The organism is Nocardia asteroides (assembly GCF_021183625.1).
Lineage (GTDB): Bacteria > Actinomycetota > Actinomycetes > Mycobacteriales > Mycobacteriaceae > Nocardia > Nocardia asteroides_A.
Map to the genome: position 1 here is coordinate 2,111,208 of NZ_CP089214.1, position 25,302 is coordinate 2,136,509.

A 25,302-nucleotide genomic window follows, 5' to 3' on the forward strand; every position below is an offset into this window, starting at 1 on the left:
GCGGTGGTAAGCGGGCCAGTACGAAGTGTGCGACACGTCGGCCTCTCAGGAATCGGTGCGCCGGAAGGCGGGGGCGAGGAAGCGGCCGTTGCCGGTGGCCCGGACGAAATCGGCGCGGGTGCAGTAGCTCAGCCGCGCCACCTTGTCGCCGACCGGGTGGTCGCCCGCCACCGCGAACCCGACCGCGGCGTTCAGCCGCTGTACGTCGAGGTTGCGGACGTCCGGCTCCACCACCACGCGCTCCGCGCCGAGCTCGAAGAACGCGGTGCGCATGATGTGCAGCATCACCGCGCCGGTGAAGCCGCTGAGCCTGCGGTCGGTGCTCGCCACCAGCAGGTGCATGCCGATATCGCCGGGCTCGGCGGCGTAGCCGGTGCCGGGAGCGGTCAGCTCGCTGGTCGCCGGGTTGTAGAGCTCGAAGAGGAACTCACGAGTGCCCTCGTAGTACCCGATGCGCAGCCCGTACTTCGGGTCGCCGCCGATCTCGGCGCTGTGCCGGATGAGCTCATCGACCTCGGCGACGGTGCTGTTCAGCATCCCCCAGTACGCGGCCTTGGGGTCGGTGAGCCAGCCGTGCGCGATCTCCGCGTCCCGCTCGGGCTCCATCGGCCGCGACTCGAACGGGTAGTGCGGTGTGGCACCGGCGATCTCGTCCTCGACCTCGGTGTCGGTGAGTCGCAGCACGGCGAGCACGGTCTCCGCGACCCGGCCCGCGCGCTCGCCCTCCAGCTCGGTGATGCGCTCGGCCAGCCCGGCCACCGAGCGGCGCACGAAGATGTCGGCCACCGTGAGATCGGGGGTGTCCAGCCACTGCCTGGCCTGCGCCACGAAGGCGGTGGCGAGCACGGAATCGCCGCCGAGCGCGAGGAAGTCGTCGGTGACGCCGAGCGGGCGGGTCGGCAGGATCTCGCCGAGCACGGTGACCAGCGCCCGCTCCAGCGGGGTGCGCGGCTCGACCGCGGCCCGCTCGTCGGCGCCTGCCAGCTCGCGGATCCTCGCTCGGTCGTACTTGCCGTTGGCGGTCAGCGGCAGCGCCTCGACCAGGGTGATCGTGCGCGGGATCATGTGCGGCGGCAGCACGTCGGCGAGCGCGGTGCGCAGCGCCTCGCCGTCGGCCGCGCCGTCGGCCGCGCCGACGACCGCGGCGCGCAGCTCGCGCCCGTCCGACCAGGCCACCGCCGCGCGCACCGCGTCCAGGCCGAGCAGCCCGGCCTCGACCTCGCCGAGCTCGACCCGGTAGCCGCGCACCTTGACCATGTGGTCGGCGCGGCCGAGGAACTCCAGGAAGCCGCCGGGGAGGTAGCGGGCCAGGTCGCCGGTGCGGTACCAGCGCACGCCGTCGCGCAGCAGGAAGCGGTCGGCGGTGCGCTCCGGATCGGCGCGGTAGCCGTCGGCGACGCCGGCGCCGCCGATCCAGAGCTCGCCGGGGACCAGGTCCGGCCGGTCCCGCCCGGCGGCGTCGACCACCCGGCAGCGCACCCCCGCCAGCGGGGTGCCGTACGGCACGAAGGCGGCGCCCGCAGGCACCCGCGGCGCCTCGCAGACGGTGGAGTGGATGGCCGTCTCGGTCGTGCCGCCGAGCCCGGCCACCCGGCACTCCGGGAGCTGGGCCGCGACCCGGTCGAGCAGCGCGACGTCGACCTTGTCGCCGCCGAGCAGCACCACGCGCAGCGATTCCGGCAGCGGGACCAGGTCGAGCAGCATCCCGAGGATCGACGGCACGCAGTTCAGCACCGTCACCGACCGCTCGGCGAGCAGCCGGGCCCAGGTGTCGACCCTGGTGTGCTCGTCGTCGCCGGGGACGACGACGGCGCCGCCCACCGCGAGCGGGGCGAAGATGTCGAAGACCGAGAGGTCGAACTCCAGCGAGGAGACCTGCAGTGTTCGGTCCTCCGGGCCGAGTTCGTACCGCTCGACCAGGTCGGTGAGGGTCGCGACCGCCGCCCGGTGCGGCACCTGCACGCCCTTGGGCAGCCCGGTCGAGCCGGAGGTGAAGAGCACGTAGGCGAGGTCGTCCGGGCCGACCGGCACCGGCTCGGCCGGGTCGGCTTCGCGGGCCGCGCCGATCTCCAGCGCCACCGCGTCCGGCCAGGCCGCTGGCCGGTTCGTGAGCACCGCGGCCGGTGCCGCCACCGCGGCGATGCGCTCCCGGCGGGCGGCGGGCTGAGCCGGGGCCAGCGGGACGTAGGCGGCGCCCGCGGTGAGCACGCCGAGCGCGGCCGCGACCTGGTCGCCGCCCTTGGGCAGATCGATGACGACGGTGTCGCCGGTCCGCACCCCGGCGGCGCGCAGCGCGCCGGCGATCCGGCGGGCCTCGTCGGCGAGCTCGGCGTGCGAGCGGGTGCGGTCGTCCGCGACGACCGCGGGGGCGGCGCCGCGCCGCTCGGCCAGGGCGAGCACCCGGCCGTGCAGGGTGCCGTCGAAGTGCGCGGTCTCCGGCAGCGGCCGCTCGGCCGCGAGCCGCTGGGCGCGGAGCTCGTCCGCGAGCGGGTCGGGGGCCGGGATGTCCCAGTCGCCCGCGATGAGCAGGTCGAGCAGCCGCACGTAGTAGCCGAACATGGCCTCGGCGGCGCCGGGCTCCAGGTCGGACGCCCGCACGTCCCAGTTCAGCAGCAGGGTGCCTGCGAGCTCGGTGACCTGGGCGTCGAGCAGCACCTGCGGGCCCTGCGAGACGATCCAGGACGGCTCGCCGAGCACCTCGGTGACGGCGGGCGAGAACAGCTCGCCCAGCCCCAGCGCGCTGGTGAAGACCACCGGCGAGACCACCGGCTCGCCGCGGTGCCTGCCGAGCTCGCGCAGCACCTCCAGCCCGCCGACGCTGCCGTGCGCGGCCGCCTCGTGCAGCGCGGTGCGCATGGCGCCCGCCCGCTCGGCGAGCGTGCGGGGTTCGGTGAGGTCGACGTCGACGAGCAGCGAGGAGGTGAAGTCGCCGACCACCCGCTCCACGTCGGGGTGCACCGGCTCGCGGTCGAAGAGCGGGACGGTGAGCAGGAAGCGCGGGCTCGCCGACCAGGCGCCGACCGCCTCCGCGAAGACCGCGGCCACCGCCGCCGCCGGGGTGGTGCCGCGCCGGTGCGCCTGCTCCTCGAGCCGCTTGCGGTCGGCGGCGTCGATGGCGTGGTGCAGCCGCACCGTGCCGGGCGCGGTCGCGCCGCGCCGGGCCGCCTCGTTCAGCGGCAGCTCGGGCGGGCCGGGCAGGTGCGGAATCCGCTCCCGCCACCAGGCCAGGTCGGCGTCCTTCGGCACCCGGCCGGTGCGGGCCGCGGAGAGCGCGGGGAAGGTGACGCCGAGCGGGGGCAGCGTCTCGCCGCGGTAGAGCCGGGCCAGGTCGTCGACCAGGACCCGGTAGCTCATGGCGTCGGCGGCGATCATGTCCACGTCCAGGTGCACCCGGGTGCGGCCGTCGCCGAGCAGGCTGAGCTCGGCGCGCAGCACGGCGCCGTCCTCGATCGGCAGCGCGCGGTGCGTGCCGTCCCGGCGCAGCTCGGCCAGTGCCCGCTCGGGGTCGGGCACGGCGCGCAGGTCGTGCACCGCGATCGCCTCCGGGTGCGCGGCGCCGATCACCTGGGTGCCGTCCGGCAGTACCCGCACCCGGAGCATGGGGTGCCGCTCCAGCAGCGCGGCGACCGCGGCCTCGAACCGCTCCGGCGCGGCCAGCGCGCCGTCGAACTCGATGTACAGGTGCGCGGCGACCCCGCCGAAGGCGTGGCTGTGCGAGCGGCCGATCCAGTACGCGTGCTGCATGGGCGCCAGCGGGAACGGTTCGGTCGCGACGATGTCGGGAAGTGCCACTTCCGGCTCGCCGAGTTCACCGAGCAACAGGGTGGTCCAGGAGCGCAATGTGGGGTTGGCGGCCAGGCGGGCGAAATCGATGTCGTGGCCGCGCTTCCGCCATCTGCCGGAGAGCCGCATCATGCGCAGGGAATCCAGCCCCTGCTGGATCAGATCACCGTCGAAATCCAGCGATTCCGGCGCGATTCCCAGTACCGATCCGACTTCCGCCCGGACGTCGAAATCCGTCTCCGAACGAACGACCACCATCGACAACGCCTCTCACAGAGTTTTACTTAGGGTACCCTAATTCGCCGCCCTGTCGAGTGTGATCTGTTGTGGCACAACAGCATTCACCTGAAACGGGCGCGCAGATATACCGTGCCGTTTCCGGCCCGTTCGACAGTCTTTTTCGGTTGTGCGCGTCAGCCGACACCGGCGGATATCCGCCAGCCGGCCGCGTCGTTCTGCTGCCACCAGAAATCGGCGAACCGGCCGGAGGCGGCGAGCAGCTCCTGCACGGTGCCGTCCTCGACCACCCGGCCGTCCTCGACGAAGAGCACCCGGTCGGCGCCGGCGATCGTGCTGAGCCGGTGCGTCACCACGATGCGGGTCCGGCGCTGCGGGTCGTTGGTGACGGCGGCGACCACCGCCGCCTCGTTCTCCGCGTCCAGCGCGCTGGTTCCCTCGTCCACCGCGAGCACGGCGGAGGGCTTGAGCAGTGCCCGCGCGATCGAGACCCGCTGCCGCTCACCGCCGGAGAGCGCCGTGCCCGCCTCGCCGACCACGGTGTCGAGGCCGTCCGGCAGCCGCTCCGCGAACTCGTCGACCCTGGCCAGCCGGAGCGCGGTGGCGAGCCGCTCCCCGTCCGCGCCGGGGTCGCCTGCGAGCACGTTCTCCCTGATGGTCCCGGCGAAGAGGTACGGCTGCTGGAAGACGACGGCGGCCGCCGCGGGCCTGGCCGCCGGGTCGAGCGCACCGAGATCGGCGCCGCCGACCAGCACGGTGCCCGCGTCCGGCGCCTCCAGCCCCGCGACCAGCGCGAGGATCGTGCTCTTGCCCGCGCCGGACGGCCCGACGATCGCGGTGACCTCGCCCGCGCCGAACTCGATATCCAGTCCGGCGAGCACCCGGTCGGCGCCGTAGCCGAAGTGCACGTCGCGCAGCTCGACGGGGGCACCGGCGGCCGCGGCGGGCGGCTCGGTCGCACCGGACGCCGGGCCCGGCGCGGCGGTGACGGTCCTGATGTCGCGCAGCGTGTTCCGCGCGCTCTCCAGCGCGCCGGAGAGGTCGCCGATGGCGGCGAACGGCTCCAGGAACCGGACAACGACGACGATCAGCGCGATGGCCTCCGGCACGCCGATGCTGCCGCGCACCGCGAGCCAGGCGGTGGTGCCCGCCAGCGCGAGCAGCGCCAGCTGGCTCGCCAGCCCGAAGAGCACCTGCCCGGGAATGCTGAGCAGCAGCAGCCGGACGGTCGCGCCGTGCTGCGCGTCCAGCGCCGCGCCGGTCTCGCTGCGCGCAGGCGCCACCCGCCCGGCCGCGCGCAGCGCCGCCTGGGTGCGGGCGAATTCCAGGATGCGTGCGGTGAGCGCGCTGTTCGTGTCGGTGGCGACCCTGTCGGCGGTGCGGGTGAGCCGCAGCGTCGCCGCCAGCGCGCCGAGCAGCAGCACCACCGCGAGCAGCGCGACGACCCCCAGTTGCCAGGCGATCGGCAGCAGCGCGAGCCCGATCGCGATCGGCAGCAGCAGCCCCTGGATGACCGGGGTCATCAGGTAGCCGACCATGCCGACCAGCTCCGGCCCGGTGGCCGCGATGGCCCGGCGGGTGATCGCCGAGTTCTCCGCGTCGAACCAGCGCAGCGGAATCCGCGCCACCTGCGCGGAGACGGTGCGCTGCGCCGAATCGAGAATGCCGAAGCCGAGGTCGAAGCCGACCCGGGAGGCGACCGAGTCCACGATCCAACCGGCCACGACCGCGCCGGTCAGCGCGCCGACCCAGGGCCACGCCGCCGCCGGATCGGCGCCGAAGAGCGCGGTGACCAGCGGCACGATCAGCACCACCGCGACCGCGCGGAGCAGCGTGGAGACGACGGTCAGCGTCAGGTAGCCGGCGAAGAGCCTGCGCCGTGCGGCCGGGACGAGGGCGAGAACGGTGCCGATCATCGCGCGAACTCCTTGGTCTCGGCGGCATTCCAGAGCCGGGCGTAGCGGCCGTCGGTGGCGAGCAGTTCGGGGTGCGTCCCGCTCTCGGCGATCCGGCCGCCGTCAAGCACGACGATCCGGTCGGCCTCGGTGACGGTGCGCAGCCGGTGCGCGATCACCAGCACGGTGCGCCCGGCGGCGAGCCGGTCCAGCGCCCGCTGCACCAGGTACTCCGACTCCGGGTCGGCGAAGGCGGTGGCCTCGTCCAGGATCAGCACCGGGGTGTCGGCGAGCAACGCCCGCGCGATGGTGAGCCGCTGCCGTTCGCCGCCGGAGAGCGCGGTGTCCGCGCCGAGCACGGTGTCGTACCCCTGCGGCAGCCGCAGGATCCGGTCGTGCAGCTGGGCGTCGCGGGCGGCCTGTTCGACCGCGGCGGCGTCGGCGTCGGGCACCGCGAGCGCGATGTTCTCCCGAACCGTCCCGTGCACCAGCTGGGCGTCCTGGAAGACGAAGCCGACCCGGGTGTACAGCTCCTCCGGGGTGAGGCAGGCGATATCCCGGCCGCCGACCCGGATCTCGCCGGACCCGAGGTCGTGGAAGCGGGCGAGCAGCGCGGCCAGCGTCGACTTGCCCGCGCCCGACGGGCCGACGAGCGCGGTCACGGTGCCCGGCTCCAGCGTGAGCGAGACATTCTCGACCACGGGAACGCCTGCCCGGTAGCCGAAGGTCACGTCGTCGAAGACCACCCGGCCCGCCGGCTCCGGCCGCTCGGTGCCGCCCGCGCGCACCTCGAGCGCGGGTTCGTCGAGCGTGATCTGGATGTCGCGCGCGGCGAGGTTGCCCTCGCGCAGCCCGGAGAGGCCGTAGCCGATGCTCAGCAGCCGGGAGCCGAAGGTGGTGCCGAGGAAGAGGAAGGGGAGCAGGTCGACCGGGTCCAGCCGGTCGGTGGTGATCAGCGCGGTGCCCGCGACGGCGATCAGCCAGAGGAAGGTGACCGGGCGGGTGATCAGGTCCATCAGCGACTTCTTGCCGACGAACGGGCGCTGCCAGCCGTCCAGGAAGGCGATGTAGCCATCCAGGCTGCGCCGGAACGGGGAGGCCGCGGCGCCGCCGAAGACCCGGATCACCGGCTGGCCGTCCAGGTACGAGGTGGCCTCGGCGTTCATCCGCTCGGCCCAGCGCTGCGACTGCACGATCTTCGGCCCGGACTGGGCCATCATGGTCAGCATGGTGAGCACGGCGCCGAGCACCGGGATCAGCAGGATCAGCCCGAGCCGCCAGTCCACCCAGAACAGGTAGCCGAGCACCGCCAGCGGGGCGACCACCGCGGCGACGGCGTCGGTGACGGCGTGCGTCACCAGGTAGTGCAGCGACAGCGTGCTCCCGGTGACCAGCTTGCTCACCTGGCCCGAGCTGCGCGCGGTGAACCAGCCGAGCGGGAGCCGCGCGAGCGTGCCGAGCAGCCGGGCGCGCAGGTCGCGGCCGAAGCGGGCGTCGACCGCGTGCAGCCAGAGTTGCAGCGCCGACTCCAGCAGGGTGCCCGCGCCGAACAGGGCGAGCGCCCAGAGGCCGAGCGACCACAGCGTGCCGGAGCCGCTGCCTGCCAGCAGGTTCCTGGCCAGTTCGACCAGCAGCACGTAGGGGGCGAGCTGGAGCAGGGTCAGCACCACCTGCAGCACGCCCGCGACGATCAGCTTGGGCCGGATCTCGGCGAACAGCCTGCTACCGGCCTGCGAACGCCAGCGTCCGGGGGTGGGCGGCGCGGGCGCCGCACCGGAGACGGTGCCCGGCACGGCCGCCGTCGACGCGGCGGCGGCGTTCCCGCCGTTCGCGGCAGCGGTCACGGTCGCGGCGACATCGGTCCCGGCGGTAGCGGTCCCGGCGGTAGCGGTCCCGGCGGTAGCGGACCCGGCGGTAGCGGACCCGGCGGTAGCGGACCCGGCAGCAGCGGCAGCGGCGGACCCGGCAGCAGCGGCAGCGGCGGACCCGGCAGCAGCGGCAGCGGCGGACCCGGCAGCAGCGGCAGCGGCGGTCCCGGCAGCGCCGGCGGCCGTCGTGCGCACGGTACGGGGGGCCGCGTCCGCGGCGGGCGCGGCACCCGCCCGCTCGGCGTCCCGCTCGGCGGCGTCCCGCTCCTTGCCCATGGCCCGGCCGTGCACCCAGTACGCCTGGGCGTAGATGTCGGTCTTGGGGAAACCGAACTCCTTGAGCCGGCTCCGGACGTGCTTGAGCGAGGCCGATTCCGGCCCGGCCCAGCAGTACCAGTCCGCCCAGTCACGGGTCTCCAGCGCCTCGGCGAGCGCCGACTCCGAGCTGCGCGGCACCCAGTGCACCCGGGCCAGCGGGTGCGGGGTGAGCGGGATGAGCAGGTCGTCGTCGTGGTGCCGCTCCAGGTACACCTCGACGGCGACCTGCGGCGGTACCGCGGCCAGGATGGTGTTGATCGCCGGAATCGAGGCCGAGTCGCCGACCAGCAGATACCCGGCGGGCAGGTCGTCGCCGACGCTGAAGTTCTTGGAGCCGAACGAGGTGACCTCGATGGTCTCGCCCCCGGTCACCCGCATCGCCCAGGCGGACGCGGGCCCGGCAGGCTCGTGCAGCACGAAATCGACCGCGAAGCGCCCGGTCTCGGGCTCCGCCTCGGCGATCGTGTACCCGCGCTGGAACTCGCTCTCCGACCCCGCCGGATCCGGGAACCAGAACCGCAGCCAGGCGGTCGGCTCCACGCTGATCTCGGCGAAGAGCGTGGGCGCGGTCAGCCAGACGCGGAGCAGCCGCGGGGTGGTCTGCTCGGTGCCGAGCACCGTCGCGGTGTGGTAAACCACGCCGAAGCCGCGGAGCACCGCACCCTGGAAACCTCTGCGAGCCATGCCGTTTCCTTTACTGGTCGTTCTGCACGTCGGCGCGGGTGAGCCGCACGGTCCCGGCGGCGAAGATCGCGACGCAGATGGCGGCGAAGTAGAGCAGCGAGCCGTTCTGCCCGCCGAAGGCGCTGTCGAAGGTGGCCATCTGCCCGACCCCGAGCTCCCCGTTCTTGAACGGCGAGAGCTGCTGCAGCGTGATCCCGAGGTCGCCGGGCACGAAGGTGACGAAGGTTTCCACCCCGAACTTCCAGAGCAGCACGATCATCACCACCAGCCCCGGCTTCGGCAGCAGCGCGGCGAGCCCGAGCCCGAGCGCGCAGACCAGCACCGTGAAGAACGGGATGCCGAGCCAGAGCCGGATGCCGTCGGCGGAGAGGATGTCGACCCGCCCCCAGATCTCCGGGAACAGCAGCGGGAACCCGCCGAGCATGATCAGCGTGGTGAGCGCGGCGGTGACCGCGCCGATCAGCCCGTACACCACCAGCTTCGCCACCGGGAGCAGCCAGCGCCGCGGCTGGATCCGGAAGACGATCTGCGCGGTGTCGTCCTTGAACTCACCGGCCAGCGCGGAGACCGCGCCGACCATGAGGATGAAGGTGGAGAAGACCAGGATCCAGTAGGCGGCGTTGTCGGTGTCCATGCCACCGCCGCCGTTGAGCTGGTTGGACTCCACGGCTTTTGCGATGCCGAAGTTGAGCAGGGTGGGGATCAGCACGGCGAGCGGGAGCACCGTGTACCAGAGCGGGCTGCGCCGGGAGAGCTTGGCGAACTCGCTGCGCACCGCGTTCATCAGGAGGGTCACGGCCGCGCTCCGCTCGCCGCGTACTCCACGCTGCCCCTGGTGATCTCCAGGTAGGCGGCCTCCAGCGGGCGCTCTCCGGAGCCGCGGGCGACGGTCTCGTCCCGGCTCGCGTCCCAGAGCACCGCGCCTGCGCCCATGACCACGATCCTGGTGCCGGTGATCGCCACCTCGGTGAGGTCGTGCGAGGCGACGAGCAGGCAGGTGCCGTCGGCCGCGAGCCCGGTGAGCAGCTCGCGCAGCCACAGCGTTCCCTCGACGTCGAGGCCGTTGGCGGGCTCGTCCAGCACGATGGTGCCCGGCTCGCCGAGCAGCGCCGCGGCGATACCGAGCCGCTGCAGCATGCCGTAGGAGAACCGGCCCACCGGACGTTTCGCGGCCGGGCCGAGCCCGACCCGCTCCAGCAGCGCGCCGACATCGGCGCGCCGGAGCCCGCCGAGCGCGGCCTGCCAGCGCAGGTGCTGCTCGGCGGTGTGCCGCGGGTTGCGCGCGAAGGCGCCGAGGGCGAAGCCGATGGTGCCGAGCGTGCTCGCCAGCTCCGGCAGCCCCTTCCCGTCGATCCGGATCCGCCCGGCGTCCGGGCGGACCAGGCCGGCGATCATCCGCATGACCGTGGTCTTCCCGGCGCCGTTCGGCCCGAGCAGGTAGGTGATCGCCCCGTCCTCGGCGGTGAAGCTCACCTCCCCGACGGCAACCCGGTCACCGAACTTCCTGGTGACGCCCTCGACGCTGATCATGTCGCGGCCCCGCGCTCGCTAGCGGCTCAGTAGCCGAAGCTCGGGTTGCCCGCGCACTGGAGCTGCTGGCAGATCCGCTTCCAGTCGAACTTCCAGAGCCCGGCGTCCCGGATGAAGTGGTAGGTGGTTGTCTGCGCCGGGATGCCCGCCATCAGGCCGTGCACGGTGACCGAGAGGGTGTTGCCGTCGGTCTGCACCGGGCCGATAGCGCGGCCCTGCAGCGAGAAGAAGTCCATGGTCCGGCTGTACTGCATGACCTTCTCCAGCTCGGCGCGCGCGCCGGGGCCGTTGTAGCTCACCTCGACCTTGGGGTCGATGCCGATGTTCGGATTCCAGAAGGCCGCGAACGCACGCTCCAGTTGATCCAGGCTCGGCTGCTCCGCACGCACGTACAGATCGCCCGCCTTGGCGTCGCGGATCGAGACATCCGCGCTCGCCGGCGCCGCGGCCAGCAGGAGACTCACCACAATTGCGGCAAATAGGACGACACTGGCCTTGATCGACTTGACCATGACACACCTTCCGACGGTCCCGAGAGGGAGAGGCGGTGCCACACGCAGCCGCCGAACGTTGCCAACGATAACCGCGGAAAGTTTGGTAAGTCAAACCTAAGTTTTGAGTCGGTCAAGCCGGAGTAAAGGTGCCCAGCGCTTGCCCAGCACTCCGGGGTACGGGTGAAAGTGCGTGGTGGCGGGTTCGGTTCGGGTGCGAACGCCGAGTGGCGGCATCCATCCGGCAAGCGGTGGTCAGTCGGCCAGCAGGACGCCGGCCCAGCGGTCGGCGTCGAGGAGGACCGCGGCGGGAAGCCCGGTGGCCGCGGCGAGGGCGCCCGGGTGCAGCCGGTCGTAGGCGCGGCCCGCGGCGGTGGCGGCGGCCGGGGGCAGCAGCAGCCAGTCGGCGGCGAGCCGGGTCGGATTCCAGCGCGGCGTCGCGTGCCCGGCGTCCTCGGTGACGTCGAGCATGCGGTGCCTGCGCAGCCCGCGCCAGAGCTCCCCCCACCGATCGAAACCGGTTGTCGCCGAGGTGCTTTCGGGGATCAACGGCCGCGGCAGCTGCGCGGCCCGCACCAGCGCGAGCACCGGCAGCCCGAAGGCGCGGGCGAACTGCAGGCGGCGGGCGCCGTCGCCGCGCAGCTCGTAGACCGGGCCTGCCGGGCCCTCGACCCGCACCAGCCGGATCGGCCTGGCGCCGCCGCCGAGCAGGAAATCGTCCATCCAGGAGCGGAGTTCGGGCTCGGTCTCCGCGACGCGCAGGGTGCGGCAGAAGCCCGCGAGTGACCAGCGGTCGTCGTCGGTCAGCGCGCGGGCGCGGCCGGGGACGGCGAGCACGGTGCGCGGGTCGACCCAGTCCAGGCTCTGCGCGCCTGCCCGCGGGCCGTCGGCGGGGACGTAGGGCACCGGCGGGGTGCCGTCGAAGACCGCGAGCCGCTCCACCAGCGGCGCCGCCGCGTCCACCTCCGCGATGCTGGCGTACAGCCAGTCCCTGAGCTCGGGTTCGCCCGCCGGGATCCGGTCGCGGAGCTGCCCGAGCCCGGCGCGCAGCGTGTCGCGCTGCGGGCGGTCGGCGGCGGCGCGCAGCAGCCGGGGCCAGCCGGGGTCCTGGTCGAGGTGCCCGGCGCGCACGTGGTCGAGGTCGGCGGGCGCGGGGGCGAGGGAGACGACGGGGCCGGTGGTGGCGGTGGCGCCGTAGCGGCGCAGCAGGGTCGCCATGTCCTCGACGGTCGGCGCCCAGCCGCGCACCACCCGCTCCCCCACGCGCGCCTCGAAGACGCCTCGGACGTCACGCCACAGCATCGGCGGGCTCCGCGAGCCGGATCCGGGCGCCGGGGCGCAGGTTGGTCCTGGTGATGTCGCCGCCGTAATGAGCAAGGACCCGCTGGTCCATGACCCGCCGCCACAACGGCGGGAACGCCGCGAACACGATCATCGACGCATACCCCGCAGGCAACTGCGGCGCCACCTCCGAAGTCCGCAACGTCTGATACCGCCGCCCCGGATTCGCATGATGATCACTGTGCCGCTGCAGATGGAACAAGAAAATATTCGTCACCAGACGATCACTGTTCCACGAATCCCGCGGCGAACACCGCGCCCACCGACCATCCGGACGCCGCTCCCGCAACAACCCGTAATGCTCCACATAATTCACCGTCTCCAACAACGCCGCACCGATCACCGCCTGCAACAGCAACCACGGCAACACCCCCCACCCGAACGCCACCACCAGACCACCGAACAACACCACCGTCATCGACCACGCCTGCAAAACATGGTTCCGCGGCGACCACCAACCCACACCCCGCCGCGCCAGCCGCTCCCGCTCGATCCGGATCGCCGACCGGAAACCACCCGAGACAGAGCGCGGCAGGAACGCGTACAGCGACTCCCCCAACCGGGCACTCGCCGGATCCTCCGGCGTCGCGACCCGCACGTGATGGCCCCGGTTGTGCTCGACGAAGAAATGCCCGTACCCCGACTGCGCCAGCGCGATCTTGGCCAGCCACCGCTCCAGATGCTCGACCCGATGCCCCAGCTCGTGCGCGGCATTGATCCCGATACCGGAGACCAAACCGAGAGTCGTGGCGAGCCCGAACTTGTCGAGCACGCTCAACTCCGAACCAGCCCACATCCAGCAGGCGATCAACAACCCCACCATCTGGATCGGCAGGAACAGATACGTACACCACCGGTAATACCGATCCGCCGACAACCGCTCATAGTCCTCGTCACGCGGATTCGACCCGTCCTCCCCGACCAGCCAATCCAACACCGGAATCGCCACCAGCACGATGAACGGCCCGATCCACCAGAACACCGCCCACCCCGTCTGCAACACCAGCTGCGACGGCAACAGCGCCGATGCGGGAGCGATCAACCCGAGAACCCACAGGGGCCGCTTCGGATCAACACCCGTACGGGTCACGGCGGCACCTCGACAGATCCTGGAGCGACGGCACCGTCCACTCGAACGACAGCAGGGACGGCCGGCCCGAACGACGTGCCCACGTCGTTGTGCGCATCCGGGCCGACCGCGACGACCCTAAGGTTTCCGTCGCCCGTGCGGACGGTTCCCGCGATTCGCCGTCCGGGCGAGCGCGGCGGGGTCACGCCAGCTCGAAGCACGATTACCGGCGTTACAAGTTCCGGTCGATCTGGCGGGACACATCAATCCCCACTCGACGGTGCACGTTCGATGCAGCTACCCGACCACTGATTGACTTATTCGGACTGCCCCGACACCCGGGCGCACACTGGGACCGCTCATCGCCGGGAGCTCGGCCGATGCCCATCGATCACCACCGAGCACCGCACACACCCATAGCGACACCGGCGGCGGCATGACCCAAATCTCGTCGGCAGGCAATTCCCCTGAGCAGCGGGGCAAATCGACGGCACAGTGCACCCGCATCGTGTTCTATCGTGGGCGATGTTCCGGAAGTTACGCGCGTACGCAATCCGGAGCGGAACGATTCCGCACCGAGTCTCCGACGACTCGCCGACCCCATCGGGAGCATCGTGCATCGCAATCCGCCTTTCGATCATGACGAGTTCCGCGACCCGCGGCCACCGCTGCCCCGGCGGACCCCGAACGCGCACCGGGTACCCGCCCCCGTGGCGGCCACCTCCGACGTGGTGCTGCGCGCCGCGGACGCCGTCGCCGCCTGGGCCCGCACCCCCGAGTTCCTGGCGGAGGGCACCGACACCTGGTGGACCCCGGAGCTCGCCGACCCGGAGCCGACGCAGCGCCGGGCCTGACCGGCCGAGGCCCTTGTGACCCTTGTCACAGCATCGCCCTGACCGTATGGTGAGGAAGCTTTCCGTCGCCGATCAGCCCCGGCGGCCCCGGAGAGCGGAGTGCCGACGATGGAGATGCGATGGGCGGTCCGGCCCCCGGTGGCAGCGTGCAGCCCATGCGCCGCATCCCCCTGTCGACCCGGACGCTGTGGGACTGGGGCCTGGAGAAGTACCGCCTCGACGTCATCGCGCTGAGCGTGGCCGACGCGGTGCAGCACGCGGGCGGGTGGCTCTTCGACCGCCGCACGGCGGGGTGGGAGGTCACCGTCCTGGTCCCCGGCGCCGCCGACGACACCCCGCTGCGCATTCTCGGCGCCGAACTCGCGAGCCTCGACCACGCGCTCGCCACCGGCGGCCGCGGCCGCACCCCGCACGCCATCGCCATGGCGTCGGGGATCTGTCTGCGCGAGCCGCGGGCGAGCGAGGGGCTGCACCTCGCGCTGCTCGACCGCGGGCTCGAGGTGGTGGTGTGGGGCGAGTACGCCCCGCCCGCGAGCGCGAAGCTGCTCAGCCCGGTCGAGTACCGGCCCAGCCAGGCCGCACTGGCCTTCAAGACCAGGGCCATGGTGGCGGCCGGGCTCGGCGTGGCCGCCGGGCCGGTGGAGGATTTCCGCAGCGGGGTCACCGTGCACCCGCCCATCGCCACCGACCTCGGGCCCGCGGGGCCGTATCCGGCGGCGATACCGCTGAACCGTTGATCCGTAGACCGTGAACGGAACGTGATTCACGCTCTTTGAGAATGCCATTTCCGTAGTGGTAGGCTACTGTCTGTAACCCGCCGGGGGGCAGAGTCACACCGGAGTAGTCATGGCAGTGCCGCGCGTGATCCAGGTTCGAGGCACAGGCCACGACGAGCGATTCGGACGGTTCGAGGACATCGAGCCGCTCTTCCCGATGACCGAGCTGCTCTCGGCCCTGAGCGGCAGCCGCTGCGCCGAGCATCCGATCGCCCGCTGGTGCGTCGATCTGCTCGCCCTGCACCAGCAGCAGGACATCTGGGCCGACGGGCTGGCCGCGCATCGCACCGACCTCATGCACGCCATCGACGTCTGGACCGTCGGGCACGTGCCGCAGCACCGCAACGGCGCCCGGCTGCACACCGAGACCGTCGGCTCGGTGGTCGACCGCATCGCCCGCGCCTACGCCCGCTTCCAGCGCGTCATGGCCGGCCACGACGCCGCCGACCCGAAGGTGCACGCCGCCTGGACCCAGGTCGCCGAGCTCTTCGTCGCCTATCAGGACCTGATCGTCGAGGTGATGCGGGGCCAGCGCAGGCTGCCCGCTCCGGAGGCCGATCGCTGACCCGCAAACCGGGTGATACAACTGGCTGGGACGGGCAGCGGTGCCCGCGTGGCGAGAGGTGTTGTCCGTGGACGAGGCGTCCTTCCGGCAGTTGTTCGATCTGAGCGGGCGGACCGCCGTCGTCACCGGGGGGACCAGGGGCATCGGGCTCGCGCTCGCCGAGGGGTTCGCCTGCGCGGGCGCGCGCGTCGTGGTAGCGAGCCGGAAGCCGGAAGCCTGCGAGCAGGCCGCCGCCCGGCTGCGTGAACTCGGCGCCGACGCCATCGGCGTTCCCACCCACCTCGGCGAGCTCGACGCGCTGCACACCCTGGTCGAGACGGCCGAGCTGACCTTCGGCGGCATCGACATCGTGGTGAACAACGCCGCCAACGCGCTGGCCCAGCCGTTGGCCACGATGCAGCCGGAGGCGGTACGGAAGTCGTTCGGGGTGAATGTCTACGGCCCGCTCTTCCTGGTGCAGGCCGCGCTGCCGCAGCTGCGCGCCAGCGAGCACGCCGCGGTGCTGAACCTCGGCTCGGTGGCCGCGCTGCAGTTCGCGCCGGGGCTCTCGATGTACGCGGCGGCCAAGGCCGCGCTGCTCTCCTTCACCCGCTCGATGGCGGCCGAGTACGCCGCCGACGGCATCCGGGTGAACGCCATCGTGCCCGGCGCGGTCGACACCGACATGGTGCGCAAGAACCCGCCGGAGTTCGTCGAGGCGATGGCGAAGGTGCCGCTGCTGCGCCGGATCGCGCGCCCGGACGAGCTGGTCGGCGCCGCGCTACTGCTCTGCTCGGACGCGGGCAGCTTCATCACCGGCCAGAGCCTGCTGGTGGACGGCGGCACCGTCGCACGCTGATCCTGGCCCGGAGATGACAGCCCGCTGTACCGAAAAAGTATCTCTCCGTTAACATTCCGCGTCCAAAAAGACTCTACGGTTTCCAATAACCGAGGAGGCGCAGAGTGATCGATCGAATGTCGTCGTACGACCATCCCGACCTGGACGTGGCTGCCCGGCTGCGGGAATACCCCCTGATGGACGCGCTGCTGTGGCGGCGGTCCCGCCGGTTCGCCCCGGGCATGACGCTCGGCACCGGCCCGCTCGCGCACCCGAGCACCGCTCCGCCGCGGCCGCTGACCCTGGCGGAGCAGGCCGCGCTCGCCTTCGCCGCCTGCGGCATCACCGGCAACTCGCTCGGCGAGTTGCCCTACGGCACATCGGGTTCCGGCAACATCATGATGCAGTTCGTCGGCCGCACCGTCGCGAGCGGCGACTCCGTGCACAGCGTTTCGCTGATCGTGATCGATGACGACGGCGCCTGGCTGGTGCGCCGCCCGCAGGAGCTGGAGCGCACCGAGCTCCCCCAGCTGATCGAGCTCGCCAGGGCGGGCGAGCTGGTGCCGCTCTACGAGCGGATGCGGGTGCGGATCGCGGACAGTCGGCCGGAGCTGCCCCGCGAAGTGCCGTTCACCCCGCCGTTCAACAACTACTCGACCAATGTCCCCGGCACGACCTACTTCGTCCCGGTCGCCGAATTGACCGCGCTGGCAATCAATCTCATGCTCACCGCCTTCGGCGACGACATGTCCTACTTCCTGGTGGACGACCGCAACCGATTCGCCCCCGCCGGGCTCGGCAAGTTCGCTCGCTCCAAAGGCGGCCACCTGAACGACGACCTCGCCGCGGGCCGGGTCGGCACCGTCAGCATGATCGAGAGCTGGCTGTACGAGTTCGCCGCGGTGGAGCAGGGCGCCATGCTGCAGAACCTGGGGCTGATGTCGCAGGCGCTCGGGCTCGGCGGATTCCCGCACTTCGCCGCGCACCCCTACGGCTGGTTCGAGGCGCTCGGCTTCGACATGCAGCCGATTCCGTTCTCCCGCACCATCGGCGGCGATCCGCTGATGACCGCGATGCTCAAGCTCACCGGGCGGGACATCCCGGTCCCGACCGCGGTCGGGCTGCACCGCGCGGGCGAGCCGCTCATCCAGCCGTACTGCCCGCCCGCCTACCCGTCCATGGCGGAGGCGGTGCTGGCCTTCATCGACGTCAAGTACGGCGCCGCGCACGGCAGCTTCCGGGACGGCAGCGGGGCGAACGGGTTCCGGGACGGGGGCGCGGTGCAGTCCGGCATCGGGCCGTACTCCGACCGTGCCATCGCTGCCACCATCGCCTGCTGCGAGTACCTGCACCGCAGGTACGGCCGGATTCCGGGGGGCAGCGGCCCCTTCCGCACGGTGCTCGCCTACCAGGCGAGCCACGTCGACACCGAGTTCTACGACCGCTTCTACCGGCCCGGCGCGCTCAGCCCGACCCAGCGCGAACGCGCGGCGGAACGGACGCGCTGACCGGCCGTTCATCCCCCCGCCACCCGCGCGTACCGGTGACCGCGCAGAATGGCTGCTCGTGCGAGTGGCGATCATCGGCGGCGGGGTGCCCGCGGCGGTGCACGCGTGGACCGCGGTGCTGCGCGGGCACACCGTGACGCAGCTGGACGACGGGGCGCCGCTCGCGGGCTCCGGCGCGCTGCGCGCGGGCTCGGTGGCCGCGGCCGACCTGGAGCGCGCGGCACACGCGCTATCGCTGTGGCGGGAGATCGGCGGCCGGGTGCCCGGTGTCGGGTTCCGGGTGAGCGGGTCGATCACGGTGGCGCGGACGCGGGCCGAGCTGGCGGTCGCCGAGGCGGCGGCCATGGACACCGCGCGGGGGTTCACGCTGCTGGAGCCGGAGCGGGCCCGCGCGCTGGAACCGGCGCTGCGCGGGCCGCTGCTGGCCGGGCTGCACTGCGTCGCGGACGCCGTGCTCACCCCGCACCAGGCGGTTCCCGCGCTCCGCGCGCACCTGGCCGGGACCGGGCGCTGCACCGCGCGCGGCTGCTCGGCCCGAGCCATCGCCGAGACCGCGGCGGGGGTGCTGATCCGGGCCGACGACGGCTCCACGCTCGCCGCCGACGTCGCGCTGCTCTGCCCGAGCCCGGGGCGGGCCGCGCTCGCCGGGGAGTTCACCGGCGCCGGACCGGTGCCGCTGCTGCGCGCCCAGCGGCTGCGCACCGGCCCGCTGGAGCGGCGGCCGGACGCGATCCTCGCCGACGGCGACCAGTTCCGGCACCGCCCCGGCTACCCGGCGGAGCCGGTCGCGCGGCTGGCCGCGGAGCAGGCGCAGACCGCGGCCGCCGCCGAGTACGGCATGCACGTGCTCGCGGTGCCGCGGCTGGACGGCGGTCTCACGCTCGGCGCGACCGGCGAGCGCGAGCCGTTCCCCGCCGAGCTGGCCGAGCCTGCGGCGGAGCACCTGCTCGCCGTCACAGGGGAATGGCTGGACACCGAGCTCACCGTGCGCGGCCGCTGGGCCGAGCTCGCCTGCGCCGTCGAGCGCGCCCCGTGGCTCGCGCCGAGCGGGCGAATCCTGGTGCTGGACAGCGCCGGACCGGACGCCACGCTCTTCGCCCCCGCCGTCGCGGAGCAGGCGGCGGACCGGCTCGGCCTCTGAAACCGGCCCACCTACTGGCCGGGCAATCTCCGGCGCCCGCCCGCCACGTCGGTGACCAGATCGGTGTACCCGTCGACCAGCTCGGCGAGGTGGTACCAGTGTTTATGGGTCTTGTCGCTGCGCGCGCCCTCGGAGTCGATCGCCCGGTTCGCGGCGACCCAGCTGCGCGCCATCCGATCCACCACCGCGCCGAGCGTCTCGGTGTGCAGCGCGGCCCCGTCCCGATGCTCGGGCGCCTCCCTGGCGATCCACTCGTCGATCAGCTCGACCAGCGCGGCGCGGCGGGCGTCCAGCTCGGCGATCTCGCCGGGGTCGCCCAGCTCGAGGCGGCGTTCGTGCAGGCCGGCCAGGGCGTGCGCGGAGCGGAAGGGCTCGTGCTCGCTCATCCGGCGGCCTTGGAAGGCGGACAACAACTGCGGGGCGGTCGGCAGCCCGCCGATCGTGGGAGCGCTCACCGGAGCACCCCGCGCTCACCCGTCACCACTGCTGCGCGCTGGCCCATGATCGGCTCTCGTTCCTTCGTCCCGGTCGCCTCGGTCACCCGTCGGGTGACACGGATCATGCTCTCACCGATGCAAGAACGCAACATTGCAAATGCACACATGTGCAGCACATCCCGGCGTGTCTCCTGGCCCGGGCACGGCGGTCCGGGTGCGTGCAACATACCCTCCGCGGAGCGTTCCCACGTGCACGAGCATTCCGTGCTGGTAACACCGTCGCGTCGGCAAGGAGCTGTCGACACCCGGTCCCGACACGACCGTGCGGCGCGAAATCGACTCGCGCGGGGCCGGATCGATCAATGCGGCAATGCTGCGGGCAACGCGCACCCTGGCAACGCGCGAGAATTGAAATCTGCCCGATCGTTCTGTCCGGCAGCCGGATTCCGGCGCGCGGCTCAGCCGGTGTGCGCGATGACCCGCTCCGCGAACCGGGACAGGCTCGCGATCTTGGCGTCCAGGCTCTCGGTGTCCGGCTCCCGGGTGTACGGATTCCGGAACCCGACGATCACGTCGGTGACGCCCTTGTCCGCGAGCCGGCGCACGCCGTCGACGGTGAAGCCGTCCAGCGCGATGACGTGGATCTCGAAGTCCTCGCTCGCGCCGTATTCGGTGCGCAGCGCGTCGAGTTCGAGCAGCAGGCGGTCGAGTTCGTCCGGGTCGCCGCCCGCGTGCATCCAGCCGTCGCCGCGCTGGGCGGCGCGGCGCAGCGCCGGGCGGCTGTGCCCGCCGATCAGCAGCGGGACGGGCTCGGTCGGCACCGGCGAGATCTTGATCGGCGGCAGATCGTAGAACTCGCCGTGGAATTCGAAGTAGCCGCCCGCGGTGAGGCCGCGCAGGATGTCGAGGCACTCGTCCATCCGGGCGCCGCGCCTCTCGAACGGGACGTCGAGGAGCTCGAAGTCGTCCGGCCACGGGCTGATTCCCACGCCGAGGCCGAGCCGGTTGCCGCTCAGCGCCGCCACCGACGCCGCCTGCTTGGCCACCAGCACCGGCGGGCGGATCGGCAGTTTGAGCACGAACGGGGTGAAGCGCAGCGTCGTCGTCGCCGCGGCCAGCGCGCCGGCCAGGACGAAGGTCTCGACGAACGGCTTGTCCTCCAGGAACTCCCGGCTGCCGTCCGGGGTGTACGGATAGGTCGCGTCGGAATCGCGGGGGTAGGCGATGCTGTCGGCGATCGCCATCGAGGTGTACCCGGCGGCCTCCGCGGCCCGCGCCAGCGGGACGTAGTAGGACGGGTCGGTCATCGTCTCCGCGTAGGTGAACCGCATCGTCGGCCTCCGTTTCGATCGGCGTCGCCCCCATTCGATCATCGGGGACTACGGGGCGTCCTCGATTCGCGCGACGAACTCACGCGGTGAGCGCGGTGACGACGGCGGCGGTGGCCTCGGCCAGCGCGGCGTCGGCGGGGGTGGCGGCCGGGTTGCCGGTGGTGCTGTCGGTGAGCAGCACCAGCAGCAGCGGGGTGCCGTCCGGGGACCACAGCACGCCCGCGTCGTTGACCGTGCCGTAGTTGCCGCCGCCGGTCTTGTCGGCGGCGGTCCAGCCCGGTGGGAGGGCGGCGCGGATCCGGCGGGCGGAGGTGGTGCTCGCGGCCATCCAGTCGGTCAGGGTCCGGCGCTGCGCCTCGAGGAGGGCGCTGCCGAGCAGCAGGGCGTCGTAGCCGGTGGCCAGGGCCTCGGCGGTGGTGGTGTCGGCGAGCGTGCCGCGCTCGGCCAGGTTCAGGTCGGGCTCCCAGCGCTCGAGGTTCGTGGCGCGGTCGCCGACCGTGCGGGCGAAGGCGGTGAGCGCGGCGGGGCCGCCGATCCGGCGCAGCAGGAGGTTGCCCGCGGTGTTGTCGCTGCGGGTGAGCGCGGCCGCGCAGAGCTGCGCGTAGCTGAGTTCGGTGCCCTGCGCGGCCTGGGTGATCGGGGAGTTCACCACGATGTCGTCGGGGCGCACCGGGACGGTGTCGTCCAGGCGCAGCGCGCCCTCGGACTCCAGCCGCAGGATCGCCGCGGCGGCGTAGACCTTGAAGGTGGAGCACAGGGCGATCGGTTCGCCCGCGCGGTGCGTGACGGTGCGGTCGCGGTAGCGGGCGTACACCGCGAGGCGCACGGCGTGCCGGTCCTGGATCGCGGCGAATGCGCTGTCCAGCGCCGGGTTCGCCGGGGTCGTGGCCGGGGCCGCTGGGGTCGAGGCCCGCGGTTCGGTGCCGCAGGCGGCGAGCGCGCCCGCGGCGAGGACGGTGGCCAGGAAGCCACGGCGGCTCGGGCGATGCGAAGGGCGAATGGCCGCCGCCGAGCGCGGCACCGGAGTGTGGCCGGAAGCGGGATCACCCGGCACGGCGAAAACGGGGCCGGTGCCGGTGTCGGGGCAGCCGGAAGCGGGATCACACGGCACGGCGAGAACGAGGCGAGAGTCGGTCACCGGGTCAGCGAAGCATCGGACAAAGGGTGCTGACCAATACGCTGGGCCGGCGCGAGCCGGTCGGGCTGGATATCACCGCAGGTCGACGCCGCCGATCCGGCCGCTACGCACCGCACCGCGGGTCCCGGCGGCCGGGCCGCCCGGAGTACCGCTGCTTCAATGCAGGGCATGGACCTGCTCCGCCACCTCCGGTTCTTCGTCGCGGTCGCGGACGAGGGGCACTTCGGCCGCGCCGCCGCCGCGCTGGACATGACGCAGCCGCCGCTCTCCCAGGGGCTGCGCAGGCTGGAGCGGCACCTCGGGGTCGAGCTGATCCGCCGCACACCGCGCGGCGCGGTGCTCACCACGGCGGGCACCGGACTGCTCCCGCGCGCCCGGCTGCTGGTCGACGACGCCGAACTGCTCCGCGCCGAGGCCGCGCGGATCGCGCGGACCAGGGGCAGCGTGCGCTGGGGCGCGATCCCGGCGCTGCCCGCCGCCCTGGTCACCGCCTGCGTGGCGGCGCTGCGTGCGGCACCGGCGGCGCCGTCGGTGGCGACCGTGACCGGCAGCACCGTCGACCTGGTGGCCCAGGTCCGCTCCGGCGCCTGCGATGCCGCCGTGCTCGAACACCCGGCGCTGGTGGACGGCGTGGTCGCGGGCCCGGTGGTGAAGCTGCCGCGCGCCGTCGCGGTCCCGCGCGACCACCGCAGCGCATCCGCCGAGCGCCCCGGCTTCGCCATGCTGGCCGGGCTGCCGTTCCTCACCACCGCGCGGGCAGGCAACCCGCCCGCGCACGACGCCGCCCGCGACCTGCTCCGCGAACGCGGGCTCGATGTCCCGCTGCACACCGCCGACGACGACCGCGCGCTGCTCGCCGCCGTCGCGGCCGGAGCGGGCTTCGGCTTCAGCGCGCTGCCGCAGGCCGAGACGCCGGGCGTGGCCTGGCTGCGGCTCGCACCCGACGCGACCGCGCTGCGGGTCCGCGTGATCCACCGCCCCGGCGCCGAGGAAGCGGCAGCCGCACTCGACGCCGTCCTCTTCCGCGAGCGCCTGCGGTGAGCGACCACCCCCGCGCGGTCGCCGCGCAGCGCGTTCGCGCGGTCTTCGCGGACGCCGGGTGCACCGGCTGGCTGCACGCCCGCCGCTGCGACGGCTCCGGCACCGAGGTCACCGTGCGCGGCACCGAGCGAGTGGTCACGGCCTCGGTCTACAAACTGCCGCTGGTCCTCGCCTTCTGCCGCGCGGTGGACGAGGGCAGGCTCGACCCGGCCGAACGGCTCACCGTCGACCCGGCGGAGTGCACCACCGGCCCGACCGGCCTCGCCGCCCTGCACGACCCGGTGACGCTGAGCCGCCGCGACCTCGCCACCTCGATGATGACCGTCTCCGACAACGCCGCCGCCGACGTGTTGCTCGGCGAGGTCGGGATCGGCGCGCTGCACGACCTGCTGGACGAGCTCGGCCTCACCGCGACCAGGATCGTCGGCGGCACCGCCGACCTGCACCGCGCTCTGGTCTGCGACACCGACACGCACAGCACCGCGGAAGCCTTCGCCGCGCTCGCCGACCTGGACGAGGCGTGGTCGGTCTCCGCCTACGACCCGGCCTTCACCAGCGCCACCACCCCCGAGGAGACGACGCGGCTGCTGCGCGCGGTCTGGGCGGGCGCGGTGCTCTCCCCCGAGCAGACGGCGTTCGTGCAGCGGATCATGCGCAAGCAGGTGTGGCCGCACCGGATCGCCGCCGCCTTCCCGCACCGCGGGGTCGCGGTGGCGGGCAAGACCGGGACCATCGGCACCATCCGCAACGAGGCGGCGGTGGTCGAGTTCCCCGGCGAGCACCCGGTCGCGGTCGCGGTCTTCACCCGCGCGGCGCGGGCCGAGCCGGTGCTCCCGGTCGTCGACGCCGCCATCGCGGAGGCCGCCCGGATCGCCGTCACGGCGCTCCGCAAGCCACTGCCCGAGCCGTGACAGCGCGCCAGTCGCCCCGTGCAGCGGCTGGCTGGGGGCCATCCGGCCGGAATCCTGAACCGGGGCGTAGTGCTCCGGCTACGCCCGCTTCTCGGCGAGCGTGGCGAGCCGGTCGATCGAGGCGGTGAGCTTGTCGGCGGTGGTGGCGCGGGCGCGCACCTCGCGCTTCTCGTCGTGCAGGTTCGTCCAGTCGTAGGTGTGCGTCACGGTGGTGCGGTCTTCGCCCGCGGGGGCGAGTTCCCAGCGCCACAGGTGCCCGATCGGGTCCGTGCCCGGCTCGGCGGGCTTCCAGGCGATCAGCCTGCCCTCCTCGAACTCCACCACGTGGTTCTCCCGCACCGCGCCCGCGGTGAGGGTGGTGCTGAACACCTCGCCCACCGCGCGGACCCGGTGCCCGGGCGCGGATTCGGCCAGATTGTCGTTGCCGTCCCAGCTCGGCTGGGCGGCCGGGTCGGCGATGAGTTCGAATACCTCGGCCGCGGGCGCGGCGATCTCACGGGAGGCTCGGACGATACGGGTCTCGGTCACGGCCCCGATGCAATCACCGGTCGCGGCGGCCGGCAACCATTCGGCTCACGCGGCGACGAATCCCCGGTCCCGCAGCCAGTCCCTGGCCACGTCGGCCGGGTCCTCGCCGACCACGTCGACCCGGCGGTTCAGCTCGGTGATCTCGTCGTTGGTGAGCGCGTCGGAGACCGGCGTCATGATCCGCTCGATCTGCGGGTACTTCGCGGCCAGCTCGACCGGGAGCGTGACCGCCGGGTTGTAGTGCGGGAAGAAGCCGAGGTCGTCGGTGAGCACCACCAGATCCAGCCCCTTGACCCGGCCGTCGGTGGTGTAGACCTCGCCGAACGGGCAGTCGGTGCCCGCCGCGGTGGAGTTGTAGATGATGCCGGTCTGCAGCACCGGGCGCTGCACCGAGTTCGGGTCGAAGCCGTAGGCGGCGGCCATGCCGGGGTAGCCGTCCCTGCGCACGTTGAACTCGGTGTCCACGCAGGTGCGCGCGGCCGCCGGATCGCGCTTCGCCAGCTCGGCGTACTGCGAGAGCGTGGTCACGCCGGTGCGCTCGATCACCCCGCGGGAGGCCGCGAGGGCATAGGTGTTGTCCATCGGCGCGAGCGCGACCCAGTCCATCCCGTTCTCCGCGATGTCCTCGTCGCGCACCGCGACGAACTGCTCCCGCGGGTCCTTGAGCGGGTTCTCGTGGCCGAGGTAGTTGATCCAGCCGTTGCCGGTGTACTCGTAGGTGAGGTCGACCTGCCCGGTGATCTGCGCGTCCCTGGTGCTGCGCGAGCCGACGATCGCGGTCAGGTCGCGCACGTCGGCGCCGGCCGCCTGCAGCGAGAACGCCAGGATGTAGCCGAGGATGACCTGCTCGGTGAACTCCTTGGAGCCGACCGTGAGCTCGACGCCGTCCAGCCCCTCGTCGGTGGCGATGCTCGCCGGGCCGACCTCGAAGGGAAGGGTGGAGCCGGACTGCAGGCCGCAACCGGTGCAGACGGCGACCACAGCGGCGAGTACGCCGGCCAGCGGCGCGAGAATCCTGCGTCGGCGCACGGTGCTGCCC

The 25,302-nt window shown here is 73.0% G+C and carries 21 protein-coding genes and 1 pseudogene; 8 read left to right on the plus strand and 14 right to left on the minus strand.

The window, feature by feature from the left end; translation table 11 throughout:
• Positions 1-45 precede the first annotated feature (45 nt).
• From LTT61_RS32925 to LTT61_RS10270, 9 genes and pseudogenes are all read right to left on the minus strand, one after another.
• Entirely contained in the window at positions 46-606 is a 561-nt protein-coding gene (locus LTT61_RS32925) for a GNAT family N-acetyltransferase (RefSeq protein ID WP_420094803.1), read from the minus strand.
• Positions 607-633: 27 nt separating this feature from the next.
• A pseudogene (locus LTT61_RS10235) lies at positions 634-4,041 on the minus strand (amino acid adenylation domain-containing protein); the annotation flags it as partial.
• Between the two features lie 155 nt (positions 4,042-4,196).
• Positions 4,197-5,936: an ABC transporter ATP-binding protein gene (locus tag LTT61_RS10240; RefSeq protein ID WP_233019702.1), complete on the minus strand. Its 1,740-nt coding sequence runs from the start codon at positions 5,934-5,936 to the stop codon at positions 4,197-4,199.
• The gene (locus tag LTT61_RS10245; RefSeq protein ID WP_233019703.1) at positions 5,933-8,785 is read right to left on the minus strand and encodes an ABC transporter ATP-binding protein/permease; all 2,853 of its coding nucleotides are present in this window, start codon (positions 8,783-8,785) and stop codon (positions 5,933-5,935) included. The genes LTT61_RS10240 and LTT61_RS10245 overlap by 4 nt, the downstream gene beginning before the upstream one ends.
• Before the next feature lie 10 nt (positions 8,786-8,795).
• The gene (locus LTT61_RS10250; protein WP_233019704.1) at positions 8,796-9,581 is read right to left on the minus strand and encodes an ABC transporter permease; all 786 of its coding nucleotides are present in this window, start codon (positions 9,579-9,581) and stop codon (positions 8,796-8,798) included.
• Positions 9,578-10,315: an ABC transporter ATP-binding protein gene (locus tag LTT61_RS10255; RefSeq protein WP_233019705.1), complete on the minus strand. Its 738-nt coding sequence runs from the start codon at positions 10,313-10,315 to the stop codon at positions 9,578-9,580. Before LTT61_RS10255 ends, LTT61_RS10250 begins: the two co-directional genes overlap by 4 nt.
• Positions 10,316-10,341: 26 nt before the next feature.
• Positions 10,342-10,827, minus strand: a complete 486-nt coding sequence (locus LTT61_RS10260) for a hypothetical protein (protein WP_233019706.1) — start codon at positions 10,825-10,827, stop codon at positions 10,342-10,344.
• A 234-nt stretch (positions 10,828-11,061) separates the two neighbouring features.
• Positions 11,062-12,108: a hypothetical protein gene (locus tag LTT61_RS10265; RefSeq protein WP_233019707.1), complete on the minus strand. Its 1,047-nt coding sequence runs from the start codon at positions 12,106-12,108 to the stop codon at positions 11,062-11,064.
• Positions 12,095-13,237: an alkane 1-monooxygenase gene (locus tag LTT61_RS10270; protein WP_233019708.1), complete on the minus strand. Its 1,143-nt coding sequence runs from the start codon at positions 13,235-13,237 to the stop codon at positions 12,095-12,097. The genes LTT61_RS10265 and LTT61_RS10270 overlap by 14 nt, the downstream gene beginning before the upstream one ends.
• A gap of 593 nt (positions 13,238-13,830) precedes the next feature.
• Here LTT61_RS10270 and LTT61_RS10275 point away from each other — a divergent pair.
• From LTT61_RS10275 to LTT61_RS10300, 6 genes are all read left to right on the plus strand, one after another.
• Positions 13,831-14,070: a hypothetical protein gene (locus tag LTT61_RS10275; RefSeq protein ID WP_233019709.1), complete on the plus strand. Its 240-nt coding sequence runs from the start codon at positions 13,831-13,833 to the stop codon at positions 14,068-14,070.
• Between the two features lie 119 nt (positions 14,071-14,189).
• Positions 14,190-14,807 carry a hypothetical protein gene (locus LTT61_RS10280; RefSeq protein WP_233019710.1) on the plus strand — a complete coding sequence of 206 codons (618 nt, stop codon included), beginning with the start codon at positions 14,190-14,192 and terminating at the stop codon, positions 14,805-14,807.
• A 109-nt stretch (positions 14,808-14,916) separates the two neighbouring features.
• Positions 14,917-15,411, plus strand: coding sequence for a DUF4254 domain-containing protein (locus LTT61_RS10285; RefSeq protein WP_233019711.1), 495 nt, complete (start codon positions 14,917-14,919; stop codon positions 15,409-15,411).
• A gap of 67 nt (positions 15,412-15,478) precedes the next feature.
• Positions 15,479-16,249, plus strand: coding sequence for an SDR family NAD(P)-dependent oxidoreductase (locus LTT61_RS10290; RefSeq protein WP_233019712.1), 771 nt, complete (start codon positions 15,479-15,481; stop codon positions 16,247-16,249).
• 104 nt (positions 16,250-16,353) lie between these two features.
• Positions 16,354-17,736 (plus strand): hypothetical protein, encoded by a 1,383-nt coding sequence (locus tag LTT61_RS10295; protein ID WP_233019713.1) that lies wholly within the window; start codon positions 16,354-16,356, stop codon positions 17,734-17,736.
• A gap of 58 nt (positions 17,737-17,794) precedes the next feature.
• On the plus strand, positions 17,795-18,877 hold the full coding sequence (locus LTT61_RS10300; RefSeq protein WP_233019714.1) for an NAD(P)/FAD-dependent oxidoreductase: 1,083 nt from the start codon (positions 17,795-17,797) through the stop codon (positions 18,875-18,877).
• 11 nt (positions 18,878-18,888) lie between these two features.
• Here LTT61_RS10300 and LTT61_RS10305 read toward each other — a convergent pair whose 3' ends face one another.
• The 3 genes from LTT61_RS10305 to bla form a co-directional block, all read right to left on the minus strand.
• Positions 18,889-19,332: a DUF4254 domain-containing protein gene (locus tag LTT61_RS10305; protein ID WP_233019715.1), complete on the minus strand. Its 444-nt coding sequence runs from the start codon at positions 19,330-19,332 to the stop codon at positions 18,889-18,891.
• Between the two features lie 440 nt (positions 19,333-19,772).
• Positions 19,773-20,645, minus strand: a complete 873-nt coding sequence (locus LTT61_RS10310) for a TIGR03619 family F420-dependent LLM class oxidoreductase (protein WP_233019716.1) — start codon at positions 20,643-20,645, stop codon at positions 19,773-19,775.
• A gap of 79 nt (positions 20,646-20,724) precedes the next feature.
• A complete protein-coding gene (gene bla / locus LTT61_RS10315) occupies positions 20,725-21,783 on the minus strand; it encodes a class A beta-lactamase (protein ID WP_233019717.1) in 1,059 nt (352 codons plus the stop codon).
• A gap of 168 nt (positions 21,784-21,951) precedes the next feature.
• Between bla and LTT61_RS10320 the strand changes: the two genes are divergently transcribed.
• Entirely contained in the window at positions 21,952-22,824 is an 873-nt protein-coding gene (locus LTT61_RS10320; protein WP_269821870.1) for a LysR family transcriptional regulator, read from the plus strand.
• A complete protein-coding gene (locus LTT61_RS10325) occupies positions 22,821-23,735 on the plus strand; it encodes a serine hydrolase (RefSeq protein WP_233019719.1) in 915 nt (304 codons plus the stop codon). The genes LTT61_RS10320 and LTT61_RS10325 overlap by 4 nt, the downstream gene beginning before the upstream one ends.
• Positions 23,736-23,813: 78 nt before the next feature.
• On the opposite strand, the gene LTT61_RS10330 is transcribed toward LTT61_RS10325, so the two are convergent.
• Positions 23,814-24,263, minus strand: a complete 450-nt coding sequence (locus LTT61_RS10330; protein WP_233019720.1) for an SRPBCC family protein — start codon at positions 24,261-24,263, stop codon at positions 23,814-23,816.
• Positions 24,264-24,308: 45 nt separating this feature from the next.
• Positions 24,309-25,292, minus strand: coding sequence for a glycine betaine ABC transporter substrate-binding protein (locus LTT61_RS10335; protein ID WP_420094762.1), 984 nt, complete (start codon positions 25,290-25,292; stop codon positions 24,309-24,311).
• Positions 25,293-25,302 lie beyond the last annotated feature (10 nt).

Excerpts from the sequence above, each read along its gene's own strand:
- LTT61_RS10260 (WP_233019706.1), bottom strand. The coding sequence starts at position 10,827 with ATGGTCAAGTCGATCAAGGCCAGTGTCGTCCTATTTGCCGCAATTGTG.
- LTT61_RS10310 (WP_233019716.1), bottom strand. The coding sequence starts at position 20,645 with ATGCGGTTCACCTACGCGGAGACGATGACCGACCCGTCCTACTACGTC.
- LTT61_RS10240 (WP_233019702.1), bottom strand. The coding sequence starts at position 5,936 with ATGATCGGCACCGTTCTCGCCCTCGTCCCGGCCGCACGGCGCAGGCTC.
- LTT61_RS10265 (WP_233019707.1), bottom strand. The coding sequence starts at position 12,108 with ATGCTGTGGCGTGACGTCCGAGGCGTCTTCGAGGCGCGCGTGGGGGAG.
- LTT61_RS10285 (WP_233019711.1), top strand. The coding sequence starts at position 14,917 with ATGGCAGTGCCGCGCGTGATCCAGGTTCGAGGCACAGGCCACGACGAG.
- LTT61_RS10280 (WP_233019710.1), top strand. The coding sequence starts at position 14,190 with ATGGGCGGTCCGGCCCCCGGTGGCAGCGTGCAGCCCATGCGCCGCATC.
- LTT61_RS10245 (WP_233019703.1), bottom strand. The coding sequence starts at position 8,785 with ATGGCTCGCAGAGGTTTCCAGGGTGCGGTGCTCCGCGGCTTCGGCGTG.
- LTT61_RS32925 (WP_420094803.1), bottom strand. The coding sequence starts at position 606 with ATGGAGCCCGAGCGGGACGCGGAGATCGCGCACGGCTGGCTCACCGAC.
- LTT61_RS10320 (WP_269821870.1), top strand. The coding sequence starts at position 21,952 with ATGGACCTGCTCCGCCACCTCCGGTTCTTCGTCGCGGTCGCGGACGAG.
- LTT61_RS10255 (WP_233019705.1), bottom strand. The coding sequence starts at position 10,315 with ATGATCAGCGTCGAGGGCGTCACCAGGAAGTTCGGTGACCGGGTTGCC.